The sequence below is a fragment of the Paenibacillus sp. CB74 genome, assembly GCF_055687625.1.
The window spans coordinates 4,030,378-4,052,438 of the sequence record NZ_CM146009.1 but is presented as its reverse complement, the minus strand read 5'-3'; the positions used below and the strand labels follow the sequence as shown (position 1 = coordinate 4,052,438).

The following is a 22,061-nucleotide window of genomic DNA, read 5'->3' as shown; positions in this document are numbered from 1 at the left end:
AAGTGGTTGAACTCCATGGGAATTCAATTTCGCTCCAGGCTGCGCTCGTCCAGAGTCAGCAGTATCCGTTTTATTATTACGTGGTCCTTCTCCGTCTTTATCGTTCTGGTGCTGACCATCATGGCGATGCTTCTGCATGACAAGTTCACGCAGGCTGCCGAGCGAAGTGCGGAACTGACGACGAGACAGATTGTGGATCAGGTCAGTTATAACCTGGAGGATTACGTCCGCAGCATGTCTCATCTGTACCGTGCCATTGAGGAACATATGCTGCGTGACGGGACATGGGAAGGGGAGTTGGTGGACAAACAGCTCGACACATTGCTCAGCAGTCGTGAAGATATCATCTCGATTACCCTGCTCGATTCCACGGGTCAATTGCTCAAGAACCGACCTACAGCTGAATTAAAACCGAGTGCCCATGTGACACAGCAAGGGTGGTTTCAGTCTGCGCTTCGTGTGCCGGATCACCTGAGTTTCTCGTTACCTCATATTCAGAATATGTACACAGGCCCATATAAATGGGTCGTTTCCATGAGCAAAGGCATAACGATACGGCAAAATGGTCAGGATCGGCAGGTTATCCTGCTGGTCGATATCAATTTTAAACAGATGGATGAATTGAGCCGCCGGGTCAGTCTGGGGCAACGGGGATACGTCTACATCATTGATGAGAGTGCGGGCAATATTGTGTACCATCCGCAGCAGCAATTAATGTATATGGGACTCAAAAGTGAGAATATCGAACAGGCTTTGGTGGCTTCCGGCAGTTACGAAGATGAGGCAGATGGACAGAAAAGGCTGAATACCGTGAAGTCCGTTGCCAATATTGGATGGAAAATTGTCGGTGTGGCCTATTTGGATGAAATTATGACAACACGTCAGGAAGTGAACGGATATCTCATTCGTGTACTGGTCGTTGTGCTCGTGCTGGTCATTCTCGTATCGCTGTTTCTTTCCTCCAGTCTGACTCGTCCGATCCGGCGAATGGAGCGCAAGATGAAGGCTGTGGAGCGCGGGGATTTCAACGTGGAGTTGCCTATCGAAGGACCGCTTGAGGTGGAACGTTTATCGCGTCGCTTCAACCTGATGGTCAATAAAATCCGAACCCTGATGGATGAGATCATTCATGAACAGGAGCAGAAGCGTCGTCTGGAGCTGGAAGCCTTGCAGGCCCAAATCAATCCGCATTTTTTGTATAATACGCTGAATTCCGTGGTGCGAATGGTCGGCATGAGCCGCAATGAGGAAGTGATCACGATGATCACGTCTCTTTCGCGCCTATTCCGCATCAGTCTCAGTCAAGGTAAAACGATTATCACGGTCAGGGAAGAGCTGGAGCATGCGCAGCATTATTTGACGATTCAACAGATGAGATTCAAGCGAAAATTCAACTTTAACATTCAGGCAGATGAGACGCTCCTGGAATGCCTGACCTTAAAGCTGGTGCTTCAACCCCTGATTGAGAACGCCATTGTTCATGGCATCGAGTACCACATGGACGAAGGAAGTATTGAGGTCGATGTTTATTGTGAGGACAACAAGCTGGTGTTTCGCATTACAGATAATGGGGTCGGCATGACGGAAGAACAGATGTCGGGATTGTTAAGTGGCCGTCCGGTTGTCAAAAGCGGTGCAGGATCAGGTGTCGCGGTACGCAATGTACATGACCGAATCCGGCTCTATTACGGGGAGGGTTATGGTCTTGAATTTGCAAGTGAGCTGGAAGAAGGCACCACGGTCTGGATTCGAATTCCCATTCAATCGCAGCAGAAGGAGGTCGAGCCTGATGACGGACAAACAAGCGAATAGGAACGATGCCCGTAGAGTTAAAGGATTGAATATTTGTACGTATTGGAAAAAGGTTGCTGCGAGCATCCCGGGATTTCGGAAACGTCGGTTGTTAACTGTGACAGTTGCAAGCTTCTGTCTGCTTATAAGCAGTGCCTGTGGCCTCTCGAGTCCAGATGCTGCGGCAGTACCATCACGTATTGCACTGATTACACCAGCAGGCACTGGCGAACTTGCGGAAGCCATCCGGCTTGGTGCCGAAGCGGCTGCCAAAGAGAGTGGGGTGGAACTGATTACCGTGGAAGCATACCCTTCCGAGGGTCATGTGTACACACCTGCCCTTCTGGACGCTGATCGAAGTCAGATGAAGGTCAAACAGGCAAATCCGAACAGCCAAACGTTGTCTCGCAGTGTGCGAGAGCAGGCACAGGTTGAAGCAGCCGCATTGGCTCTGAAGCAGGGGGCATCAGCTCTATTGGTTGATCCCCTGAGTGAGAAGGCACTTAGCAATATTATTCAGGAGGCACAGACATCAAATTCCGATGGAACCATCGTTCCTGTCATTGTGCTTAACGATGAATTTCCCGTGAAAGGTGTAACCAGTATCATCTCCATGGATAATGTCGAGGCAGGGAGACAGGCGGGCCAGGCCATGGCGGAGCTGCTGAAAGGGCGAGGGCGTGTAGCTTTATTGGGTCCAGACCCCGTTAATTCCGGTCTGATTCAGAGAGAGCAGGGGGTAATGGAAGTCCTGGTACAGTATCCTGATATTCAAGTGGAACCCAAATCGATATGTAATACACGGGATGGATGTTGGCAGACTGCGAAGCAATTGCTGGACCAGCAGGATGTGGATGGCTTTATCACTCTTCAGGAACCGGCTTCACTGGGAGCAGCTGATGAACTGAATCGACGCAACTCTGCAGACAAAGTAAGAATTGTTGGATTCGGCAGTGAACAACAGCAACTGGAGCAATTGCAAGAAGGGGTCTTTGATCATCTTATCGTCCAGAATGGATATAGCGCAGGTTATCTGGGATTGAATCAAGCCGTTGCACGGCTGAACAATCAACAGGTGCAATCGAGAGTTCTACTTGAGACGAAGCTGGTTAGTACAGACAATATGTTCTGGATGGATAACCAGAAGCTGTTGTTTCCTTTTGTACAATGAACGGATGCTGGAACGAATGGTGAATGAGAAAAATTAAGCTGTTTTTTAACTTGAGGAAGATTTCGATAGAACAGGTGAAGATATTGTATTCGAATTTAATGTAAACCCTTTCATAATAAAGACATCGGTTAAGCCGAATGAACTTGGGGGAGGTCATTAGGATATGAAGAAAACATGGATGACACTGTTGATTACAGCATGTATGGTTGTGGCGGCGGGTTGCAGTAGCGGTGGAGACAGCGCAGGTGGAAGTACAGGAACAGATACAGGAGGCCAAACAGCAGCCGGGACGGAAACGCCCAAGATTGGTGTCGCCATCTACAAATTCGATGATACATTCATGACGGGGGTACGTAATGCGATGACCGCAGCAGCGGAAGGTGTTGCGACTCTGGATATTGTGGATAGCCAGAATGCACAGCCAACCCAGAACGAGAAGGTCGATCTGTTTGTGTCCAAGAAATACAATGCCATGGCCGTGAATCCGGTGGACCGGACGGCAGCAGGTGTCATTATTGACAAGGCTAAGGCAGCGAACATTCCAGTGGTTTTCCTTAACCGTGAGCCCGTGGCTGAAGATATGAACAAGTGGGATAAAGTGTACTACGTAGGAGCAAAAGCGGAGGAGTCCGGTACGATCTCTGGACAGCTGATTGTGGACTACTGGAAGGCACATCCGGAAGCCGACAAAAACGGCGATGGCAAACTGCAATACGTCATGCTGAAAGGGGAACCGGGTCACCAGGATGCAGAGCTTCGGACCAAATATTCGGTTCAGGCCATCCAGGATGCCGGTATCGAAGTGGAAGCATTGGCGGAAGACACGGCGATGTGGGACCGTGTGAAGGGTCAGGAGAAAATGCAAGCGTTCCTGGCATCCCACGGCGACAAGATTGAAGCCGTTCTTGCGAACAATGATGACATGGCCTTGGGTGCCATTGAGGCATTGAAAGCAGCCGGATACTTCAAGGATGGCAAATCGATGCCGGTTGTAGGTGTGGATGCAACAGCTCCAGCCATTCAGGCTCTACAGGATGGAACGATGCTGGGCACGGTGCTCAATGATGCCAAGAATCAGGGGGCAGCCACGGTGGCACTGGCTTCCGTACTAGCCAAAGGTGAAACACCAACGAAGGAAAATACCAAATACGATATTACCGATGGTAAATACGTCTGGATTGCATACAAAAAGATTACCAAAGACAACATTGCCGACGCCCAATAACAGCACGAGACAGGGACGTCCGACATTCGGGTAACGTCCCTTTTTTGCTGGTCATATGGAAGGGAGGAACCAAGATGGAGTCACCTTACCTGCTGGAGATGAATGGAGTCTCGAAAGCATTTCCTGGTGTGCAGGCACTAAGTCAGGTCACATTGAAAGTGAAGCCGGGAACGGTTCACGCCTTGATGGGAGAGAATGGAGCGGGCAAATCCACACTAATGAAATGTCTGTTCGGGATGTATCATCCGGATGAAGGAACGATACGCATCGAAGGAAAGGATGTGGATATTTCGAATTCCAAGGCGGCACTTCAGCAAGGCATATCCATGATTCATCAGGAGCTGAATCCGGTCCCGCATCGCCCGGTGATGGAGAATATCTGGCTGGGGCGTTTTCCGATGAAGGGAATACTGGTGGATGAGAAACGGATGTATTCCGATACACTGGCTCTGTTTAAGGACCTGAATCTGGATATTGATCCGAAGGCTCAAGCGGGAACATTGTCTGTCTCCAAGATACAATCGATGGAAATCGCCAAGGCGGTCTCATTCAATTCCAAAGTTATTGTCATGGATGAACCCACCTCTTCCCTGACAGGCAAGGAAGTGGAGCAACTCTTCGCCATTATTAATGAACTACGCAGTCGGGGGGTGTCCATTATCTACATTTCCCACAAGATGGAGGAGATCCTGACGATCTCGGATGAAGTGACAATCATGCGTGATGGCTTCGTTGTCGGGACTTGGGATGCTGCGGATTTAACGACAGATCTGATTATTACACGCATGGTGGGTCGTGATCTGGATGAACGTTTCCCGGAACGCACCAACGTACCTGGTGAAGTGATATTAAAGGCCGAGGGTCTGACATCCAACCAGTCCAAATCGTTTTGTGATGTATCCTTTGAGCTGCGAAAAGGTGAAGTGCTCGGTATTGGCGGCTTGGTTGGAGCACAGCGGACAGAACTGATGGAATCCTTGTTCGGACTGCGCGGACTCGCTTCAGGTACGATTTCGATTCATGGGCGCAAGGTGAAGATTAATTCCCCCGCAGCAGCGAAACGTCATAATATCGCGTTGCTCACGGAAGAACGAAGGGTTACAGGAATATTCCCCGTGTTGTCGGTGTATGAGAATACGATCATTGCCAGTCTGGGGCGCTACCGCAATCGCGTGGGCTTGCTGGATGAGAAAAAGGGACGGGAAGAAGCACGGGAACAGACGCAGAAGTTCAGAACCAAAACGCCTTCAGTTAACACGCTGATTCGAAACCTGTCTGGCGGTAATCAACAGAAAGTTCTGTTGGCCCGCTGGTTGCTGACTGATCCGGAGATTCTGTTGCTGGATGAACCGACACGTGGAATCGATGTAGGGGCCAAGTTCGAGATTTACACCATAATTACGGAACTGGCTCGTCAGGGCAAAAGCATTATTATGATTAGTTCGGAGATGCCTGAACTGCTTGGTATGTCGGATCGCATTATGGTGATGAGTGAAGGGCGTCTAACCGGAATCGTGGACGGAGCCGAGGCAACAGAGCAGGATATTATGAGGCTGGCCGCTCAGCAGCGGATGGCTTAGTCAGGAGGGAAACAGATGAACACACAGATGATCAATCAAGTGAAAAATTATGTAACACAACGCGCCATCTTTATCGTATTGATTCTGCTCATCATTGGTATAGCTATTGCCGATCCGAATTTTCTTGCCTTCTCTACACTGCGGGACATCTTACAGCAATCCTCCACACGGGCCATTATTGCACTCGGTGCAGCCTTTATCCTCGTCACGGGTGGGGTCGATCTGTCCGCGGGAAGGGTGGTTGGTCTGACGGCTGTTGTATCGGCATCGATGCTGCAAATTGATGAGTATGCGAACCGCTTCTTCCCCGATCTGCCCCATTTGCCGGTGTTGTTGCCGATTCTGGTTGGAATCACCGCAGGTCTATTCGTGGGTTTGGTCAATGGACTGATTGTCGCCAAATTACATGTGCCCCCTTTTATCGCAACGCTGGGTACAATGGTTGCCGTGTATGGACTGAACTCCATCTATTTTGATACGGAACCCAACCAGTCACAGCCGATCGGAGGATTAAGACCTGATTTTACCGTCATTGGCTCTGGATACATTGATCTGGGCGGGGGTTATTCCATCCCGTATATTGTCCTTATCGCTATTGCGGTGGCTTTAATTTGCTGGGTGATCTTTAACAAAACACGTCTCGGCAAAAATATGTATGCCATCGGCGGTAACATTCAGGCAGCGCATGTATCCGGAATTCATGTGGCCCGCAACCTGGTTGCCCTGTATGCCATTGCGGGTGCGTTATATGGCCTGGGTGGTGTGCTTGAGGCAGCCCGAACGGGCGGAGCAACAAACAATTACGGTAATATGTATGAGCTGGATGCGATTGCCGCATGTGTGGTAGGTGGCGTATCAACGGCGGGTGGTATTGGAACGGTACCTGGAGTTATGGCGGGTGTGCTGATCTTCGGGGTCATTAACTATGGTCTGACGTTTATCGGTGTAAGTCCGTACTGGCAATTGATTATCAAAGGATTGATCATTGTTGCTGCGGTGGCTTTTGACATCCGTAAGTATATGGCGAAGAAATAAGATTAACGTGAAAAGGTTACACCAGTCACTCCGATGACAGAACAACCTTCTGATCGCTGTTATCCCCAGATTTTTTGATTCCCTTCTAACAGAAGTGAAAATCCGGGGATAAAGGCGCACGCTCCGCTTCTTCAGGTTATTTCTGTCCTCTACGTTATCGTGTAAACAATTTGTTCATCTTATATGGTAAAGCAGCAAAAAAGCCAGCTCTCGGGATATAGAGAGCTGGCTTTAAGCGTTATGCATTTACAAACCAATCTACGACAGTAATTATAGGACCAATAATACAAAATACCAGCATAAATGCGGCCACATTACGGGCAACACTTGTGCCATAATGCGCACGATATTTTTTGGCGATCAGGAAGGCTGGAATCCAGAAGAGGGCTGCTACTACAAATGGAATGTGAAGTCCTTGAGTTCCATTGCTATAAATAGGTATGTTTATTAAGTTGAAAAGGTAATGACTGATCATAAAATTGGCTTTGCCCCATGGAAAGTTAAAGGCAAGACCCATCGTCAGTACGAGCAGAGAAAGCGTCCCGAAGCCCAGTGGTTTGCGTTGTGTAGTCATATGATATCCTCCATAACCAAGAATTTATCCTAAATTAATCCATTAATGTATTGTAACACAATACTAACCATGCGTAGAGGAATTGTTTCACTTTTGTCGATTACAATTACATCATATGTCCTATTGCCTTCATAAATTATACATTCATGTGAATTTGACCAGCCTCCATTAATCGACAACATCAGCTAATCATAATCGATATAATACATGTACATAAGTTGTTTGATGTGAGTTTTATGTCAAAGGGGGCGAGGCTATTTGCTAAGTTACACGATGAAAATGGTAATTTTCCCACTGGGCTGTTTGCTTGTCATTCTGTCCTCTTATGTTCTAAGGCTTACCCCTCATTTGGCAATCATGTTGCTTTCGGGGACTTTATTGGTAGCAAGTATTTATGGGGAGAGAAGATATCCTGTACTTAGGAAATTTCAATGGATTTTTCTCGGAACATTCCATTATTTCAGTGAGCTGAACTGGTGCAACATGTTGTATTATATGCTCATCCTTTCCATGATTCAGGGCAAACAGCGTGTAGCGCAAACCTTGCCCATTTCACTGCTGTTTATGCTGGAATATACGGTGATTCGCCTTTCCTATGTGCCTATAGATGCATATGCATTGCTGGTATCCATGTTTGATTTGTTAACCTCTATTGTCATTATATTTTTATATCATACCTTGGTTAACAGTGAGACCGAGAAGCGCAGACTTCGGGAAAAAAATCGGTTCCTCACCCTCCATGATCCGCTGACCGGACTGTTGAATTACGAAGGGTACATGGAGATGCTAAATAAGGCAGTAGAAGAACATCGTTCTTTTTTGCTTATCCTTTTGAACGTTAATAACTTTAGCGGTTATAAAAAAGCTTTAGAAGATCCTTGGTGTACGGTAATCACAGGCACAGGCCAGATGATAAGCAATCATTTCACCGAGGCCTATGGCATATCCCGGTATGCAGGAGATCGATTCGCGGTCGTTTTGCCGGAGATACAGGATGTGGAAGAACGAATGTCGTCATTGTTGTCCGTTCAGCTGCAAGGACTCCAAGTAAGCTATAGTATCTCCCTGTACCCGGAAATGTCGAATTCGTTGCAGCACTTTATGACGGTGGCCGAGGATAGATTGCTTCAACAACAGCGCAGCAAATGGCTGAAAAATGAAGAAGAAGTATTTCGTTCCGAAAGACTAAGGGCCGTAGGTGAATTGGCCGCGGGGATGGCTCATGAAATTCGGAACCCGCTTACCGCAATTCGAGGATTCCTGCAGCTGTCACGTGGACAAGCATTTAATATCGCACCATGGTATGAAGTGATTATGGGTGAGGTGACGAGAGTGACCGATCTGACGGCCGAATTTTTACAGTTTTCGAAACCTCATGCCAATCATATGAAGCCGGAACAATTGGGTCACTGCCTTGAGCGGGTGATGTCTTTGACCGAGTCAGATGCGGCATCCCGTGGACATCGAATTACACTTGAAATGTCGAATGAGCCAGTCGTAATCAACATGGATCGGGATAAGATTGTGCAGGTATTGATCAATCTGATTCGTAACGCCTTTGAAGCAATGACAGACCCTGGCGAGGTTCATATGGATTTGTTACAGGAAGGAGACGCCGTACTCATTTCCATTACAGATACAGGAAGCGGCATTCCGGAAAATTCGCTATCCACAATCTTTAATCCCTTTTATACAACCAAAGAAGAAGGGACGGGACTGGGACTTGCACTCTGCCAGAAAATCGTTCAGGATCACAATGGCAAAATCACTGTCCATAGCGAAATGGGGGTTGGTTCAACCTTCACGCTTCATCTGCCAATGGAGACGTAATGCGTATATCAAATTTTGGGACAGTAGCAGCATGCTTTCATTTAAAAAAAAACAAAAAAACGCCGCATTGGGATTGAAGAACCCCATGCGGCGTTTTGTATTTCGAATAAACTATTGTGCACAAACCACATCGGTTCAGATCATTTTAGCTAATTTCTAAGGAACATAGGACGTCTTATTTGGCCCTCAGGTCCTTACTTTAATTTGTAAGAAACTTCAGACACGTTATTTCCCAAAAAAACATGAAAAAAACGCTGAAAACGCCTGTTTACTCGGATATAACGTGGCTCTGGTTCCTTAGATTTCTGAAGGAGCTTCAAAAGCTTGAATAAGACGCCTCAGATTCGTTAGAGCTCGCCCCACACGCTTTAGTTCGACTTATTTAGATGCCCCTGATGTAACTGATAGTAGAATCCTTGTTGCTGCATCAATGCGTCGTGGCTTCCACGTTCAGCGATCTGTCCATCATTAATGACGAGAATCTGATCGGCTTCACGAATTGTGCTCAGTCTGTGGGCGATGACAAAGCTGGTACGATCCTTCATTAACGTCCGCATCGCTTCCTGGATCTTCATCTCAGTACGCGTATCAATGCTGCTTGTTGCTTCATCCAGAATAAGAATGGCCGGATCAGCCAGAATTGCCCGGGCAATGGTCAACAGCTGTCGTTGTCCTTGGCTTAGATTGCTTCCCCCGGAAATGATGGGGGTATCGTAGCCCTGTGACAGTTTGCGGATGAATGAGTGTGCATTTGCGAGCATAGCTGCTTGCCTGATCTGTTCATCCGTTGCATCCGGCTTGCCGTAGGCGAGATTGTCGCGAATGGTACCCGAGAACAGGTAGGCATCCTGAAGTACAATGCCGAGTTGCCGACGGAGTTGATCCTTCTCCAGTTCCGAGATGTCACATCCATCAATGGTAATCCGTCCGCCTGTAATCTCGTAGAAACGGGGTAACAGATTGATAATGGTCGTTTTACCTGCGCCAGTGGGGCCAACAAGTGCAATCATCTCGCCAGGTTTTGCAGTAAAACTGACCTTCTTCAGAATGTCTCGTTCCGCACTGTACCCGAAGGACACATCCTCAAATACAACTTTACCTTGAATCTGATCCAGTTGTTTCTTCTGTTCCTCCACATATTCGCCAGGCGTATCCATGATGTGAAACACACGTTCAGCACCCGCAATGGCAGCCTGAATCAGATTGTACTGATTGGCCAGATCGCTCAGCGGTCGCTCAATCTGGCGGGAGTATGCGAGAAAACTGACAATTAATCCGATGGACGTCAGATCATGATAAGCCATCCATCCACCTACAGAAGCCAGTATGGCAAAACCGATATTGTTCATCACGTTCATCGTAGGCCCAACCAAACCCGAAACAGTCTGGGCCTGGGTGCTGGATGTACGAAGTTTCTCGTTCAGGTTCTCAAAATGTTGATGTGCCTGATCCTGACGGTTATAAGCCGCTACGACTTTCTGTCCAGCAATGGTTTCCTGAGCATACCCATTCAGTTCACCGAGCAATTTTTGCTGGGCGGTGAAATGTTTGCGTGTTCTTGACGCGATCAGACGAGTGGCGATGGTAATTAAGGGTACCGTCACCAGACTGAGCAGGGTAAGCCGAACATCAAGTGCGAACATGATCGACAAAGAGCCAACGAGCAGGATGGCACTGGACATCAACTGGGTTACGCTTTGATTCAGCGTTGTAGATACATTGTCAATATCATTGGTGGCCCGGCTCATCAGATCCCCGCTTTGATTTTTATCAAAAAAGCTGACAGGCAGCTCTTGCAGTCGGGAGAACAACGCATGACGCAGATCTTTAACGGTCAGTTGGGACACACCAATCATGACATAGGATTGAGCCCACATCAGGAGTGAGCCAAGGACATAAACACTCAGCAAGAGGAGACATTCTTTCAGCAAACCCGCTGTTACTTTGGGAACGATATGTTCATTAACGGCACGGCCGAGAAGATAAGGTCCCGCCAGATTGAGCAGTGTTCCGAGAGCGGTCAGCACCAATGCAGCAATAACTCCTTTGCGATGACGTCCCATGTATGACCATACCCTAATCAGGGCGTGGCGAGCATTCTTGGCTCTGACTTTGGGAACAGGTCCTCTGCCCGCTGGTCCGGGTCTTCCGATGGGAGGCACGACCGTTTGTTGTATGGAGGAAGAGGCAGGTTTAGCCAAATTGAACATCCTCCTTCCGTTGCTGCGAATAATAGATCGATTGGTAGTGAGATGAATGAGCCATAAGGTCATCATGTGTGCCGCTGGCAACGATCTGTCCTTCATCAATAACATATATACAGTCTGCATCCTTCACGGAGGAGATCCGCTGTGCAATCAAGAAGGTGGTACTGTCTTTCATCAAGGATTGCAATGCCTTCTGAATACTTGCTTCTGTGCGCAGATCCACAGCACTGGTGCTATCATCCAGAATCAGCACTTCCGGTCGCATGAGCAGGGCACGTGCAATGGATATACGTTGTTTCTGCCCACCGGACAGATTGACTCCGCGCTGACCCAGTTCCGTGTCATACCCGTCTTTCAGTTTCATAATAAAATCATCCGCAGCCGCAGCTTGTGCCGCAGCTCGCAATTCAGCATCTGTTGCACCGGGCCGTCCAAAGCAAATGTTATCCCGGATGCTGCCGCTGAACAGAATGGATTCCTGGAGCACAATGGACACACGGCTACGAAGATCCTGAAGATCCCAGTTGCGTACGTTCACTCCATTCACGAGCACTTCACCCTGCGAAGCATCATACAGACGGGGAATCAGCTGCACCAGCGATGTTTTGCCTGAACCTGTGGAACCGATCAGGGCCACTTTCTCACCCGGGCGAGCGATCAGGTTAATGCCAGAGAGTGCATGGTCTCCGTCATAACGGAAAGACACGTCCCTGAACTCCACTTGACCAGCTGTGCGCGACACGACAGGAGATGGACGGGATGATCTCTGGTGGTCACGGGTAGACGGAAGTGACTGTACAATCCTGGAGTTATCGCTTCCTGATTGAATATCCGGCTGTGTATGTAACACCTCGTTGATCCGGGCGGCAGATACCTTGGCTCGGGAGAAACTCATCATCATCATGCCGATCGACGTGAGGGATGAGAGTACAACCGTGACATAGTTGATAAAAGCAATCAGATCTCCGGCAGCAATATCGCCTCCAACTACCTGGAAACCTCCGAACCACAGCACCGCTACAATGGTAGCGTTCAGCATCAAGCTGAGCACGGGTGCATTCAGCGTGACTATACGCCAGGCTTTGAGGGCGGTTGAAGTATAATCTTCGTTGGATTGCTTGAACCGCTTTTTCTCCAGACGTGCACGTGCAAACGCCTTGACGACACGGATGCCGGCAAGATTCTCCTGGAGCACGGCGTTGACCTGATCAAGCTTGCTCTGAACACTGGCGAACAGCGGATAGGAAGCTTTTATCAGAATAAATAAAATAATAAACAGTACCGGCACAGTGGCAATAAGAATTAAAGCCAGCTTCACACTAATTGTAAATGCCATGATGATACTACCGATGATCAGCATCGGCGAACGGATAAACATCCGCAGCAGCATCTGTACAAAAGTTTGCATCTGTGTAATATCACTGGTCAGACGAGTAATCAGAGATCCTTCCTGAAACGTATCCAGATTACGGAAGGAGAAGGTCTGAATATGATCAAACAGTTCCTGACGCAGGTCCGTGCCGTATCCTACGGCAGCTTTGCTTGAATAGAGTGTGCAGCCTGCGCCGCCAACCCAGCCGATTAACGCAACAAGTAACATGATCAGACCTGTAGTTACGATATGGGACAGATTTCCTGCAAGTACACCATCATCCACGATGCTGGACATCAGCTTGGGCTGGAGCAGATCCATGGTTACCTCAAGTACCATGAGTAGCGGGGCGATGATCGCCGCTGACTTATACGGTGTCAAGAATCGTTTTAACGTCCACAATAGGAAATCACCTCAGTTTTAATTGCATAAGTAAATCAATTTCATCAACCTTTAGCTGCTTCAAGCCAGTTGTTATTAGCGATATCGAGAGTTTGCATCACCTCAGGATTCACGCAGGTTTTGGAGCATACGCTGTGCAAGTGCAGACATGATCTCGGATTCTTCCGGCGTAAAATCTTTCTGAGCCTGCTGTTCCAACTCCTGAATCACGATCCTCAATTCTTGCAGCGCGGAGCGTCCCTGATCCGTCAGGTATACCCGCAGACTGCGCAGATCCTTCGGGTCTGCTTCACGTCTCACATAACCGGATGTTTCCATGCGTTTGAGCATGACGGTTACCGTTGCGGGGCTGCGCTGAAGTTGTTCGGCCAGTTTTTTCTGGGATTGGCCATCCTCCCGTTCAAGCTGGAACAACAAAGGGGGCTGCCCCGGGTATAACTCGGGATGGTTCACAAGTTTCTCATGAACCTTGTAACGTTTGAGTTTCACGAGTTCGGATAGCTGTCCCATTAACCGATCATTGTGGACTGGGTTCATATCATCCGCTCCATTTCTACCTTCATTTCATCTTCTCGGTACTGAAAACTAGACATTTTTGAACACATCATTTAGTTAGTCGACTAACTAAATTTTAAGTTTGATTTGACATATCGTCAAGTGAATACAGATCATTAATTTTGGATTGGAAATATTGACCTGAGATAAAACGATGTGATAAATTGATATTATCTAATTGTTAATAACAAAATGTTAATAACAGAATGGGGTTTATATCGTATGACTAACGAAGGTTCCTCTGGAGGAAATGCTCCCGATTACCAGGAGCATCAGGATCAGGCACATATTAGTGAAGAACAGTTTTTGGACAGCTATGATGCTGGCGATTATGAACGTCCTTCCGTCACCGTGGACATGTTGGTATTTACGATCCGCAGTGAAGCTCAGGATAATTATCGCAAGCTCGCGGAACCCGAACTCCAGTTGCTGCTGATTCGTCGAGGCGGCCATCCCTATCTGGGACAGTGGGCGTTACCGGGCGGATTTGTCTCCATGCAGGAATCACTGGAAGATGCTGCTCGGCGGGAATTGTTGACGGAGACGGGGCTGGATGATATTTATCTGGAGCAACTGTACACCTGGGGAGATGTCGATCGAGATCCACGTACACGGGTTATCAGCTGTTCCTATATGGCGCTGGTGGATAGCAGCGAGCTGGAGCTTGAGGCCGGTGATGATGCCAGTGAAGCCAGTTGGTTTCGGGTGGAGCAGCGTCTTCTGGAAGAGAAGCGCCATATCCATGAGCGTGGACGTGTGACAGAACGCAGGCTGCAGTTGATTTTGACCAATGGAACAGAAGAGTTGTCAGCCATTGTTGAGACAAAAGAAACGATAGAAGGAAAAGTACGGAGCCATCGTATGACCTTGGGTGAGGTTCAGGGGATTGCATTTGATCATGCCAAAATCATTCATTATGCACTTGAGCGTCTGCGATCCAAGATCGAGTATACGGATATTGCATTCAATCTGATGCCGGAGACGTTCACACTGACTGCACTTCAGAAAGTACATGAGATCATTAGTGGCAAAAAGCTGCTGGCTGCTGCTTTCCGGCGCAAAATCACCGATTGGGTCATTGAGACGGGAGAATATGCGAGCAGTGCCGGTCATCGACCATCACGTTTATACAGATTGAATCCAGAGAGGCATACACCATAGAAACGGTAGGAACCAATGAACTCGTACGAAGTGATTCAGGCCAGAGGCCCGGATCGTTGTATACATGAGGAGCAAGTAAAGAGGGGATATGGATGGAAAAGTTTACGTTTTTCTGGCGGACAGCATCTCCGTTCTCACAGTGGCACCCGGCGGACTTTACCGTTAACGGGGTTCACTACACGAGTGCGGAGCAATACATGATGCATCAGAAAGCACTGCTGTTTGGGGATCAGACCATGGCAGACAAGATTCTGAAGGCAAGCTCTGCTTCGGTACAAAAAAAGCTGGGCAGACAGGTCGCAGGTTTCGACCAGACGTTATGGGAAGCTGAGTGCCAGCGCATCGTTTACGAGGGCAATTTGGCCAAATTTACACAAAACGAAGAACTGCTAACCGCGCTGCGCGCCACTCGTGGAACGACCCTTGTGGAAGCAAGCCCGGATGATCGCATCTGGGGTGTGGGACTGGCGGAGGAAGACCCGCGCATTCGCAATCGAAGAACATGGCGGGGAACCAATTGGCTGGGTGAGATTCTGACCCGTCTAAGACAAGATATAGGAAGTGATTCAGATGAGTAATTCTATTAGATCAACTGGCAATGGTGGCTCCAATTCACGTTCCAAGCGGGCTAATATCGCACAGCAGACGTTAGCTATTTTGGATGAAGGGCATTACGTAAATGGGTATGATCGCAAGGTTGGGATCGGTACCGATGTGCAGCAAGCCATCCGAAATTCGGTGTTATACCCTCCAGCAGCATTGTCCGCGCTCAGAGAAAAACGTCGTACAGAAGCTCAGGTTGGAATTCAACTCGCTACCCCATCATCTGAAGTTCAAGCTGCATTGGGTCGCATTGAAGTTACTGGCGAGACTACACTTGGAGCCGCTTCACGTTTGGCGGTAGCTGAAGGAAGAGAAGATGTGGTCTGTCTAAACTTTGCATCAGCGAAAAATCCGGGCGGTGGCTTCCTTGGCGGAAGTCAGGCACAGGAAGAGAGTCTGGCCCGAGCGACAGGACTATACCCGTGCATCGCACAAATGAATGAAATGTACGATTACAATCGCAAACAGCGATCGGCTCTCTATTCGCATTATATGATCTATTCACCGGATGTTCCGGTGATCCGTGATGATGAAGACAGGCTGCTGGATAAATATTATGTATGCTCATTCATTACTGCGCCGGCGGTGAATGCGGGTGTGGTGAAAGAGCGTGGAGAAGCGGATGATTTACAGATTGAATCGGTGATGAAGGAACGCATCCGTTATATTCTGGATGTGGCTGTTGCGAATGGTCACCGCACGATTGTTCTGGGTGCGTACGGTTGCGGCGTATTTCGTAATGAACCGGCAGTAGTGGCGAAGTATTTTCATGATGTGTTAGTGGGAGAGGCTTATAAGGACGCCTTTGAACGTATTGTATTTGCCGTATATGATCGATCAGCAGGTCAGAGAACATTAAAGGCATTTCAACGTATTTTGGCAGAGGTCTAATAAATAAAATAAGGATCTGTGTAAATAGGATAAAGGAGAGAGATGACATGCAATTTCATGAGAGACAGCAGGATTTGTTTGATCTGGGAGATGATTACTCGCTTGCGCACTGCATATCAGCCGATGCAAGGATGGGCAAGGGCATTGCGGTACAGTTCCGCGAACGATTCGGTTTGGAGAATCTACAAGAACAGGCCAAACAAGAGCCGCTTGAGATTGGACGATGTTATCCGGTAGGCCGGACGCTCAATCTGGTCACCAAGGCAAAGTTCTCCAATAAGCCGACGTACCAATCATTGACGAATGCGGTAGAATCCATGCGGGACGTATGTGTGATGGAAGGGATTACGAAACTGGCGATGCCCCGAATAGGATGCGGGTTGGACAGGCTGAAGTGGGAGAAGGTCAGTCCAATTATCCAGGCAACTTTTGCTGATACGGATGTTGAGATTATTGTCTGTACAGTGTGAGTACGAAGAGTGGAAAAGGGTAGATCGCAGCCTGCTGACAGATTCAAAACAAAAAACCTCAGCTTTGACCGGAATAGAGCGTCAGTATGATTCATACCAACGTTGTTCCGATTTCAAAGTGAGGTTTTTTTTGTTATTTTTTGGAGAACATTTCTTTGGCTTCATCCATGGCCATTTTATTACCAATCGATGAGTAATCGAGCCAAGGTTGTGCCCCAATCGGGTAGACATGACCGGCTTTGACTGCTTTCAGACCTTGCCAGATCGGATTGTTTTGCAGCTCCTTAAACATGGTTTGGGCTTCATCATCCGAATTCACAACCACAAAGATTGCATCTGCATCATAGTCCGGCAAGATTTCACGGGAGACGACCTGGTACGGTTTCGTTGAATCGATATCTGTGATGCCTTTGGCAGGAGTCAGACCGAGATCCTCATACAAAATGGGACCCATGGGACGACGTGTACTGAACACACGCAATTCTTTGGCAGTAACACGAATCGCCATTACGGTACCATCACCAATCGTGTCATGAATCAGAGATTTCACTTCTTCCGTTTCGGTCGCGTAGTCCTGAATGTACTGCTCGGCTTCCTTCTCGCGATTCACGAGTTTGCCAATGTCTTTCAGATGATCACGCCATGTACCGTCATCCAGGTTGAAGACATGCACCGGAGCAATTTTTTCGAACTTGGCAATATCATCACCCGAGAATTCTTCGTCCAGATAGATTACATCGGGTTTCAGAGCAAGCAAAGCTTCCATATCCGGATCTTTAACCGGACCAAGTGGCGTTGTATTTTGAAGTTGATCAGCAACGTGAGACAGGAAGCCTTTGGCTTCACCACCGATAACAGAACCAACTGGCGTAATCCCGAGTGATAGCAGATCATTGGTCAGATGGATCGACATGGAGGCAATACGTGGTTCCCCTGAACCTGCACTGTTGTCCTGATTGTTGGTTGAAGTATCCGTGGATGAACCACCAGAAGCAGATGACGAGTTATTGGCCGTTCCACAGGCAGCGAGCACAAGCACCAGACAGATACTCATGACAAGCATAAGGTTTTTCTTTAACATGGGTAGTCACATTCTCCTTGAACATCTCTGGGATGTAATTATTGTTTTTGTAAAAAAAAGATCACTTGCTTCGTACTAACAGGTACAAAAAGTAAGGTGCGCCAATCGCGGCAACCACTACACCTGCCGGAATGGCGTTAGGCTGAAAGATCGTTCGCCCGATCGTATCAGCGCTCACCAGAATAACCATCCCAATGAGTCCGGCAGCAGGGATCAGATGCCGATGCATCGGACCGACAAGTCTGCGCGCCAGATGTGGTGCGGCCAGACCGATAAAGCCAATCCCCCCGGCCATCGATACACTGACGGCAGACAAGGCTACGGCACAGAGCAACAAAATAATACGCTGGGATCGAACAGGCGTCCCAATGCTGGTTGCGGCAGCATCTCCAAGGTTGAAGGCATCGAGCGTTTTGGATCGACTCCAAATGTACGAGATACATAGCACCACCCAGGGAAGCAACGCTTGCACATGAATCCAATCCCGGCCCCAGACGCTACCTGCCAACCAGCGGGCGGCAAAGGAATAGGTGTCTTCATCCAAACGCAGGGATAAGTAGAGGGTCAACGCATGGAACCCGGCCGCTACCGCGATTCCCACCAGAATCAGCTTAATGGGAGATACGCCGTTATGGCGATCATAAGATAACAGCATGATGATCAGGGCGGCGGCAACACTGCCTGCAAAAGCGAACAACGGAATCAGCAAGGCTACAGAGCCATCCATTGTAAAGGAGAGACTAACAAACACCATTAGTCCAAACGCTGCCCCTGCATGTAATCCCAGAATGCCCGGGTCCGCCAGCGGATTGCGGGTAATCCCTTGCAAGGCTGCCCCGGCAATACCAAGTCCCGCTCCGGCCAGTACAGTGACCAGGATGCGAGGCAGTCGGTAATCAAACAGTACAATCTGATCATCCGAACTGCCATGACCAAGCAAGGTCTGTAACACAGCTACTGGGGAGAGGCGAATGGTTCCCGTGTTCAGGCTGATCACAATAACGGCAATGGCGATGCAGAGCAGTGTGATGCTGACGACTAACGAACGTTTACCTCGTGATCGTGAAGGTGTATTGAAATTCATCGCTACAAGGCCCTCCTTTCTTTACGGGCCAGATAGAGGAAGAACGGTACACCAACAAAGGCGACCATAATGCCTACTGCGAGTTCTTCCGGCGGGTTCACGATGCGTGAGCCCAGATCGGCGAGCACCAGTAATATCGCACCAAGCAGAGAAGACATCGGAATGATGAGTCGATAATCCACACCCACCAGTTTGCGTGAGATATGGGGGATGACGAGTCCAACAAATCCAATTGAGCCTACTGCCGACACGGACACACCAGCCAGCACAACAACTGCTGCGAGGGCGAGAAACCTCGTCCAGCGCAGGTTGATCCCGAGATTAATCGCGACTTCTTCTCCGAGTGACATAAGGGATACACGCCGGGCGAGTGGCATAATCAGGACGAGTGTTGCGAGCAGCACGGGAAGAATCAGCTTGAGATGCCGCCATTCAATTCCGCCAAAACCTCCTGCATACCAGAAGGCCAGATCCTGACTCAGGTCAAAATAAATGGCAACGCCTGTGCTGAGCGAGGTTAACATGGCTGCAATAACGGCCCCTGCGACCGTCAGTCTGATGGAATTCAGACCACCCGGTGCTGCCATTCCAAGCAGGAAGATAAGCAGTGTGCCCAAGACAGCCCCCACGAATGATAAAACCATGATCCAGCCATAGGGCAGTCCGGGCCAAAAGGCGAAGCTCAGTGCTACCACAAAAGTGGCTCCGGCATTGATGCCCAGAATGCCCGTGTCTGCCAGCGGATTACGTGTAATGCCTTGCATTAAAGCTCCTGCAACAGCAAAGGCAGCGCCGATGATAACCGCTGCAAGCACACGAGGCAGCCGCAGTTCATGAATAATCTGATGTGGTGTCAAAGCCGGGTTGTACTGAAATATGGCAGCCCATACGGTTTCCAGCGTTAGCCCTTTGGCACCTAACGAGATGGCGACAAACATACTTAGCAGCAGTATGGCTATGGCAGACAAAAACGTCAGCCCAACGGTCACCGCAGATTTTTTTGAATTAGATGGACGATGTGGCAGTCCCGGATGTTGAATACGGGTCACTCCTTTGGTACCAACAACGTATTTCATTGTTATTGATTATCATTATCAATTAGTCATCATTATAGAATCTTAATTCAGGCCCGTACATGGCATAAATTAAGATTCTGGAGATGGACATTTTTTAGATTACAAAAGTGAAGGTTTGTTCGTCAACATAGAGAGCGCTTCATCGAGCTGGATGTTGATGGAATATGGAGCATATACGACCCATGAGTTCCAGTCGATGAGATGCACACGTCCGTTTTTTACCGCGGGATGGCTGTTCCATAGTGGATTCGAAGCCATCTCTTTCCATAGTGTTGCCTTTTCATGCATAGAATTAATCGCCAGTACCAGCACATCTGCCTCCAAACCATCCCACTCTCCTGGTGTGAAGGGCAACCAGTTGAATCCGACGCCGGGAGGTTTGCCAGCCAGTTCGGTCTGAATGCGCTGAGGAACGGCCAATTGCAGACTGCGGTAAAAGACATGTCCGAAGTTGCGATGGCTGTACATCCGTGGGCCTTTAGGCGTTAACGTGCCAACGGCAACGGTAATATCTCCGACGATTTCCTTCATTTTTTTGCGTGCACGCTCCGCTTTGCGCTCATGTCGATCCAGCCAATCTGTCGCGGCTTGGGTACGATCCACAATGGATGCGATCTGATGCAGATGACCGAAGACGTCTGTCTGGTTCCAGGGAATGGTGATGATAGGGGCGACATCGCCAATATGCTCCATGGCTTTTGCAGTGGCATTGTCCTTGGTCAGAATCAAATCAGGATTCACATTGAGGAATGCCTGACGTCCTTGTTCCCACGGTTCGTAAGCATGGAAGGGCAGTGCCAGCGATTTGGGCAGATGAGGCAGGTGCCCCTGGATCTGAGCTGCGCATGGTGTGACGCCAAGTGTCATCAGATGGTCCGTGTATGGGTAGGAGAGCGACACGATGTTCCGGTGGACCTGCTTCGCATAGGAAGTTGGCGCATAACCAGCATGGTTCCGGAAACGTCGGCTGAAATAGAATTCGTCACGGTAACCCACTTCACGAGCCACATCACGGATACGCAGATCGGAAGTGAGCAGCAATTCCTTGGCCCGGTTCATACGCAGATGAGTGATGTATTCAATGGGATTCTTCTGCATGCGGCTCTTGAATAGCTGTGAGTAATAGGACGGATGCATGTCGGCCAGTTCAGCCAGCTTTTCCAGCTTGATCTCATGCATATAGTTTTCACGCATATATTGCAGGGTGGACCTGAGCCACTGTTCTGGTTCATCCTGCCCAGCCGCTGCGTCCGTCTGATCTTCTTGTTGTTGGGGCCAGAGCATATGTAACAGTTCCGTCAGGAAGAGCTGCGCCTTCAAGTCTTTTTGTGCATTTTCGTTGTTAAGGTGTGTAAGCTGCACGGCAATGCGCTGTATACCGTAAAATGGGCCCTGAATCCAGCCTGTAACCGGTGAACTGAGTTCACGTTCGTAGATGCGTCTGGCTTTGGTTTTCTCCGTAGCCCGATATAGATCGAAGTGAATGATATATAGTTCAATATCATGTTCTTCATCTCCGATCAGTTCAATTGAAGCGTCGGGTGTGCACAGACAAGCTGATTTGCGAACCACGTGGGATTCGGTCCCATTCATGATCAGTTGGCCTGTGAATTTGTGCATGTATATAAAGGTATGATGAGCAAGTTCAGTAGTGGACCAGCGCCATTTTCCATGGGTTATTATATGTTCTGCCTGACGAAGTTCGATCAGGGTATCATTCAGGAATGCATCCAGATCTGCCCGGTTTGAGGGTTCCTTTTCTGAACGGGGATTTGTCTGCTGATGCAACAGGTATGGATTGATGCCGCTGTGGGCCGTACCAGGGATGGTAGTCATGGTGCTTGTGACCTCCTCTCTTTTGAAAAGTTATTAGGTAATCATTGAACAGCTATTTAGGTCATGATTGAAGCGGGAACGTACGATATTTTGGCGGACCTGAACGTCTTTGTTGAA

The 22,061-nt window shown here is 48.6% G+C and carries 18 protein-coding genes; 10 read left to right on the top strand and 8 right to left on the bottom strand.

The window, feature by feature from the left end; all coding sequences use genetic code 11:
• The first annotated feature begins 15 nt into the window (after positions 1–15).
• The 5 genes from ACX9NY_RS18055 to mglC all read left to right on the top strand — a co-directional run bounded on the left by ACX9NY_RS18055 (position 16) and on the right by mglC (position 6,802).
• Complete coding sequence (locus tag ACX9NY_RS18055) at positions 16–1,812, top strand: sensor histidine kinase (RefSeq protein WP_339240019.1); 1,797 nt, start codon at positions 16–18, stop codon at positions 1,810–1,812.
• Complete coding sequence (locus ACX9NY_RS18050; protein WP_339240020.1) at positions 1,790–2,962, top strand: substrate-binding domain-containing protein; 1,173 nt, start codon at positions 1,790–1,792, stop codon at positions 2,960–2,962. Before ACX9NY_RS18055 ends, ACX9NY_RS18050 begins: the two co-directional genes overlap by 23 nt.
• 163 nt (positions 2,963–3,125) lie before the next feature.
• Positions 3,126–4,187, top strand: coding sequence for a galactose ABC transporter substrate-binding protein (locus ACX9NY_RS18045; protein ID WP_036606548.1), 1,062 nt, complete (start codon positions 3,126–3,128; stop codon positions 4,185–4,187).
• Positions 4,188–4,261: 74 nt separating this feature from the next.
• The gene (locus tag ACX9NY_RS18040; RefSeq protein WP_472474167.1) at positions 4,262–5,767 is read left to right on the top strand and encodes a sugar ABC transporter ATP-binding protein; all 1,506 of its coding nucleotides are present in this window, start codon (positions 4,262–4,264) and stop codon (positions 5,765–5,767) included.
• A gap of 15 nt (positions 5,768–5,782) precedes the next feature.
• Entirely contained in the window at positions 5,783–6,802 is a 1,020-nt protein-coding gene (gene mglC, locus ACX9NY_RS18035) for a galactose/methyl galactoside ABC transporter permease MglC (protein ID WP_076214373.1), read from the top strand.
• Positions 6,803–7,040: 238 nt separating this feature from the next.
• Here the strand turns inward: mglC and ACX9NY_RS18030 are convergent, their stop codons facing one another.
• Complete coding sequence (locus ACX9NY_RS18030; RefSeq protein WP_342572026.1) at positions 7,041–7,376, bottom strand: hypothetical protein; 336 nt, start codon at positions 7,374–7,376, stop codon at positions 7,041–7,043.
• 258 nt (positions 7,377–7,634) lie between these two features.
• Here ACX9NY_RS18030 and ACX9NY_RS18025 point away from each other — a divergent pair, with 258 nt between their 5' ends.
• Positions 7,635–9,206: an ATP-binding protein gene (locus tag ACX9NY_RS18025; protein WP_472474165.1), complete on the top strand. Its 1,572-nt coding sequence runs from the start codon at positions 7,635–7,637 to the stop codon at positions 9,204–9,206.
• A gap of 368 nt (positions 9,207–9,574) precedes the next feature.
• On the opposite strand, the gene ACX9NY_RS18020 is transcribed toward ACX9NY_RS18025, so the two are convergent.
• The 3 genes from ACX9NY_RS18020 to ACX9NY_RS18010 form a co-directional block, all read right to left on the bottom strand.
• On the bottom strand, positions 9,575–11,416 hold the full coding sequence (locus ACX9NY_RS18020; RefSeq protein WP_472474163.1) for an ABC transporter ATP-binding protein: 1,842 nt from the start codon (positions 11,414–11,416) through the stop codon (positions 9,575–9,577).
• Positions 11,400–13,187 carry an ABC transporter ATP-binding protein gene (locus ACX9NY_RS18015; protein ID WP_472474161.1) on the bottom strand — a complete coding sequence of 596 codons (1,788 nt, stop codon included), beginning with the start codon at positions 13,185–13,187 and terminating at the stop codon, positions 11,400–11,402. Before ACX9NY_RS18015 ends, ACX9NY_RS18020 begins: the two co-directional genes overlap by 17 nt.
• Before the next feature lie 102 nt (positions 13,188–13,289).
• Complete coding sequence (locus ACX9NY_RS18010) at positions 13,290–13,724, bottom strand: MarR family winged helix-turn-helix transcriptional regulator (RefSeq protein WP_339240032.1); 435 nt, start codon at positions 13,722–13,724, stop codon at positions 13,290–13,292.
• Positions 13,725–13,964: 240 nt separating this feature from the next.
• Between ACX9NY_RS18010 and ACX9NY_RS18005 the strand changes: the two genes are divergently transcribed.
• The 4 genes from ACX9NY_RS18005 (at position 13,965) to ACX9NY_RS17990 (ending at position 16,867) form a co-directional block, all read left to right on the top strand.
• The gene (locus tag ACX9NY_RS18005; protein WP_472474159.1) at positions 13,965–14,903 is read left to right on the top strand and encodes an NUDIX domain-containing protein; all 939 of its coding nucleotides are present in this window, start codon (positions 13,965–13,967) and stop codon (positions 14,901–14,903) included.
• Between the two features lie 92 nt (positions 14,904–14,995).
• A complete protein-coding gene (locus ACX9NY_RS18000; protein WP_342572031.1) occupies positions 14,996–15,481 on the top strand; it encodes an NADAR family protein in 486 nt (161 codons plus the stop codon).
• On the top strand, positions 15,474–16,397 hold the full coding sequence (locus tag ACX9NY_RS17995; protein WP_472474157.1) for a TIGR02452 family protein: 924 nt from the start codon (positions 15,474–15,476) through the stop codon (positions 16,395–16,397). The genes ACX9NY_RS18000 and ACX9NY_RS17995 overlap by 8 nt, the downstream gene beginning before the upstream one ends.
• A 47-nt stretch (positions 16,398–16,444) precedes the next feature.
• Positions 16,445–16,867: a macro domain-containing protein gene (locus ACX9NY_RS17990; RefSeq protein WP_472474155.1), complete on the top strand. Its 423-nt coding sequence runs from the start codon at positions 16,445–16,447 to the stop codon at positions 16,865–16,867.
• A gap of 133 nt (positions 16,868–17,000) precedes the next feature.
• Here ACX9NY_RS17990 and ACX9NY_RS17985 read toward each other — a convergent pair whose 3' ends face one another.
• The 4 genes from ACX9NY_RS17985 to ACX9NY_RS17970 all read right to left on the bottom strand — a co-directional run bounded on the left by ACX9NY_RS17985 (position 17,001) and on the right by ACX9NY_RS17970 (position 21,944).
• Positions 17,001–17,948 (bottom strand): iron-hydroxamate ABC transporter substrate-binding protein, encoded by a 948-nt coding sequence (locus ACX9NY_RS17985; protein ID WP_339259189.1) that lies wholly within the window; start codon positions 17,946–17,948, stop codon positions 17,001–17,003.
• A gap of 61 nt (positions 17,949–18,009) precedes the next feature.
• A complete protein-coding gene (locus tag ACX9NY_RS17980; RefSeq protein ID WP_339240037.1) occupies positions 18,010–19,032 on the bottom strand; it encodes a FecCD family ABC transporter permease in 1,023 nt (340 codons plus the stop codon).
• Positions 19,033–19,034: 2 nt separating this feature from the next.
• The gene (locus ACX9NY_RS17975) at positions 19,035–20,108 is read right to left on the bottom strand and encodes a FecCD family ABC transporter permease (protein ID WP_339259190.1); all 1,074 of its coding nucleotides are present in this window, start codon (positions 20,106–20,108) and stop codon (positions 19,035–19,037) included.
• A 99-nt stretch (positions 20,109–20,207) separates the two neighbouring features.
• The gene (locus tag ACX9NY_RS17970) at positions 20,208–21,944 is read right to left on the bottom strand and encodes an AraC family transcriptional regulator (RefSeq protein WP_339259191.1); all 1,737 of its coding nucleotides are present in this window, start codon (positions 21,942–21,944) and stop codon (positions 20,208–20,210) included.
• Between the last annotated feature and the right edge of the window lie 117 nt (positions 21,945–22,061).

Coding starts and splice junctions, on each gene's coding strand:
- ACX9NY_RS18055 (WP_339240019.1), top strand. CDS start 16: ATGGGAATTCAATTTCGCTCCAGGCTGCGCTCGTCCAGAGTCAGCAGT.
- ACX9NY_RS18050 (WP_339240020.1), top strand. CDS start 1,790: ATGACGGACAAACAAGCGAATAGGAACGATGCCCGTAGAGTTAAAGGA.
- ACX9NY_RS18045 (WP_036606548.1), top strand. CDS start 3,126: ATGAAGAAAACATGGATGACACTGTTGATTACAGCATGTATGGTTGTG.
- ACX9NY_RS18040 (WP_472474167.1), top strand. CDS start 4,262: ATGGAGTCACCTTACCTGCTGGAGATGAATGGAGTCTCGAAAGCATTT.
- mglC (WP_076214373.1), top strand. CDS start 5,783: ATGAACACACAGATGATCAATCAAGTGAAAAATTATGTAACACAACGC.
- ACX9NY_RS18030 (WP_342572026.1), bottom strand. CDS start 7,376: ATGACTACACAACGCAAACCACTGGGCTTCGGGACGCTTTCTCTGCTC.
- ACX9NY_RS18020 (WP_472474163.1), bottom strand. CDS start 11,416: ATGTTCAATTTGGCTAAACCTGCCTCTTCCTCCATACAACAAACGGTC.
- ACX9NY_RS18010 (WP_339240032.1), bottom strand. CDS start 13,724: ATGAACCCAGTCCACAATGATCGGTTAATGGGACAGCTATCCGAACTC.
- ACX9NY_RS18005 (WP_472474159.1), top strand. CDS start 13,965: ATGACTAACGAAGGTTCCTCTGGAGGAAATGCTCCCGATTACCAGGAG.
- ACX9NY_RS18000 (WP_342572031.1), top strand. CDS start 14,996: ATGGAAAAGTTTACGTTTTTCTGGCGGACAGCATCTCCGTTCTCACAG.
- ACX9NY_RS17995 (WP_472474157.1), top strand. CDS start 15,474: ATGAGTAATTCTATTAGATCAACTGGCAATGGTGGCTCCAATTCACGT.
- ACX9NY_RS17990 (WP_472474155.1), top strand. CDS start 16,445: ATGCAATTTCATGAGAGACAGCAGGATTTGTTTGATCTGGGAGATGAT.
- ACX9NY_RS17985 (WP_339259189.1), bottom strand. CDS start 17,948: ATGTTAAAGAAAAACCTTATGCTTGTCATGAGTATCTGTCTGGTGCTT.
- ACX9NY_RS17980 (WP_339240037.1), bottom strand. CDS start 19,032: ATGAATTTCAATACACCTTCACGATCACGAGGTAAACGTTCGTTAGTC.
- ACX9NY_RS17975 (WP_339259190.1), bottom strand. CDS start 20,108: ATGAAATACGTTGTTGGTACCAAAGGAGTGACCCGTATTCAACATCCG.
- ACX9NY_RS17970 (WP_339259191.1), bottom strand. CDS start 21,944: ATGACTACCATCCCTGGTACGGCCCACAGCGGCATCAATCCATACCTG.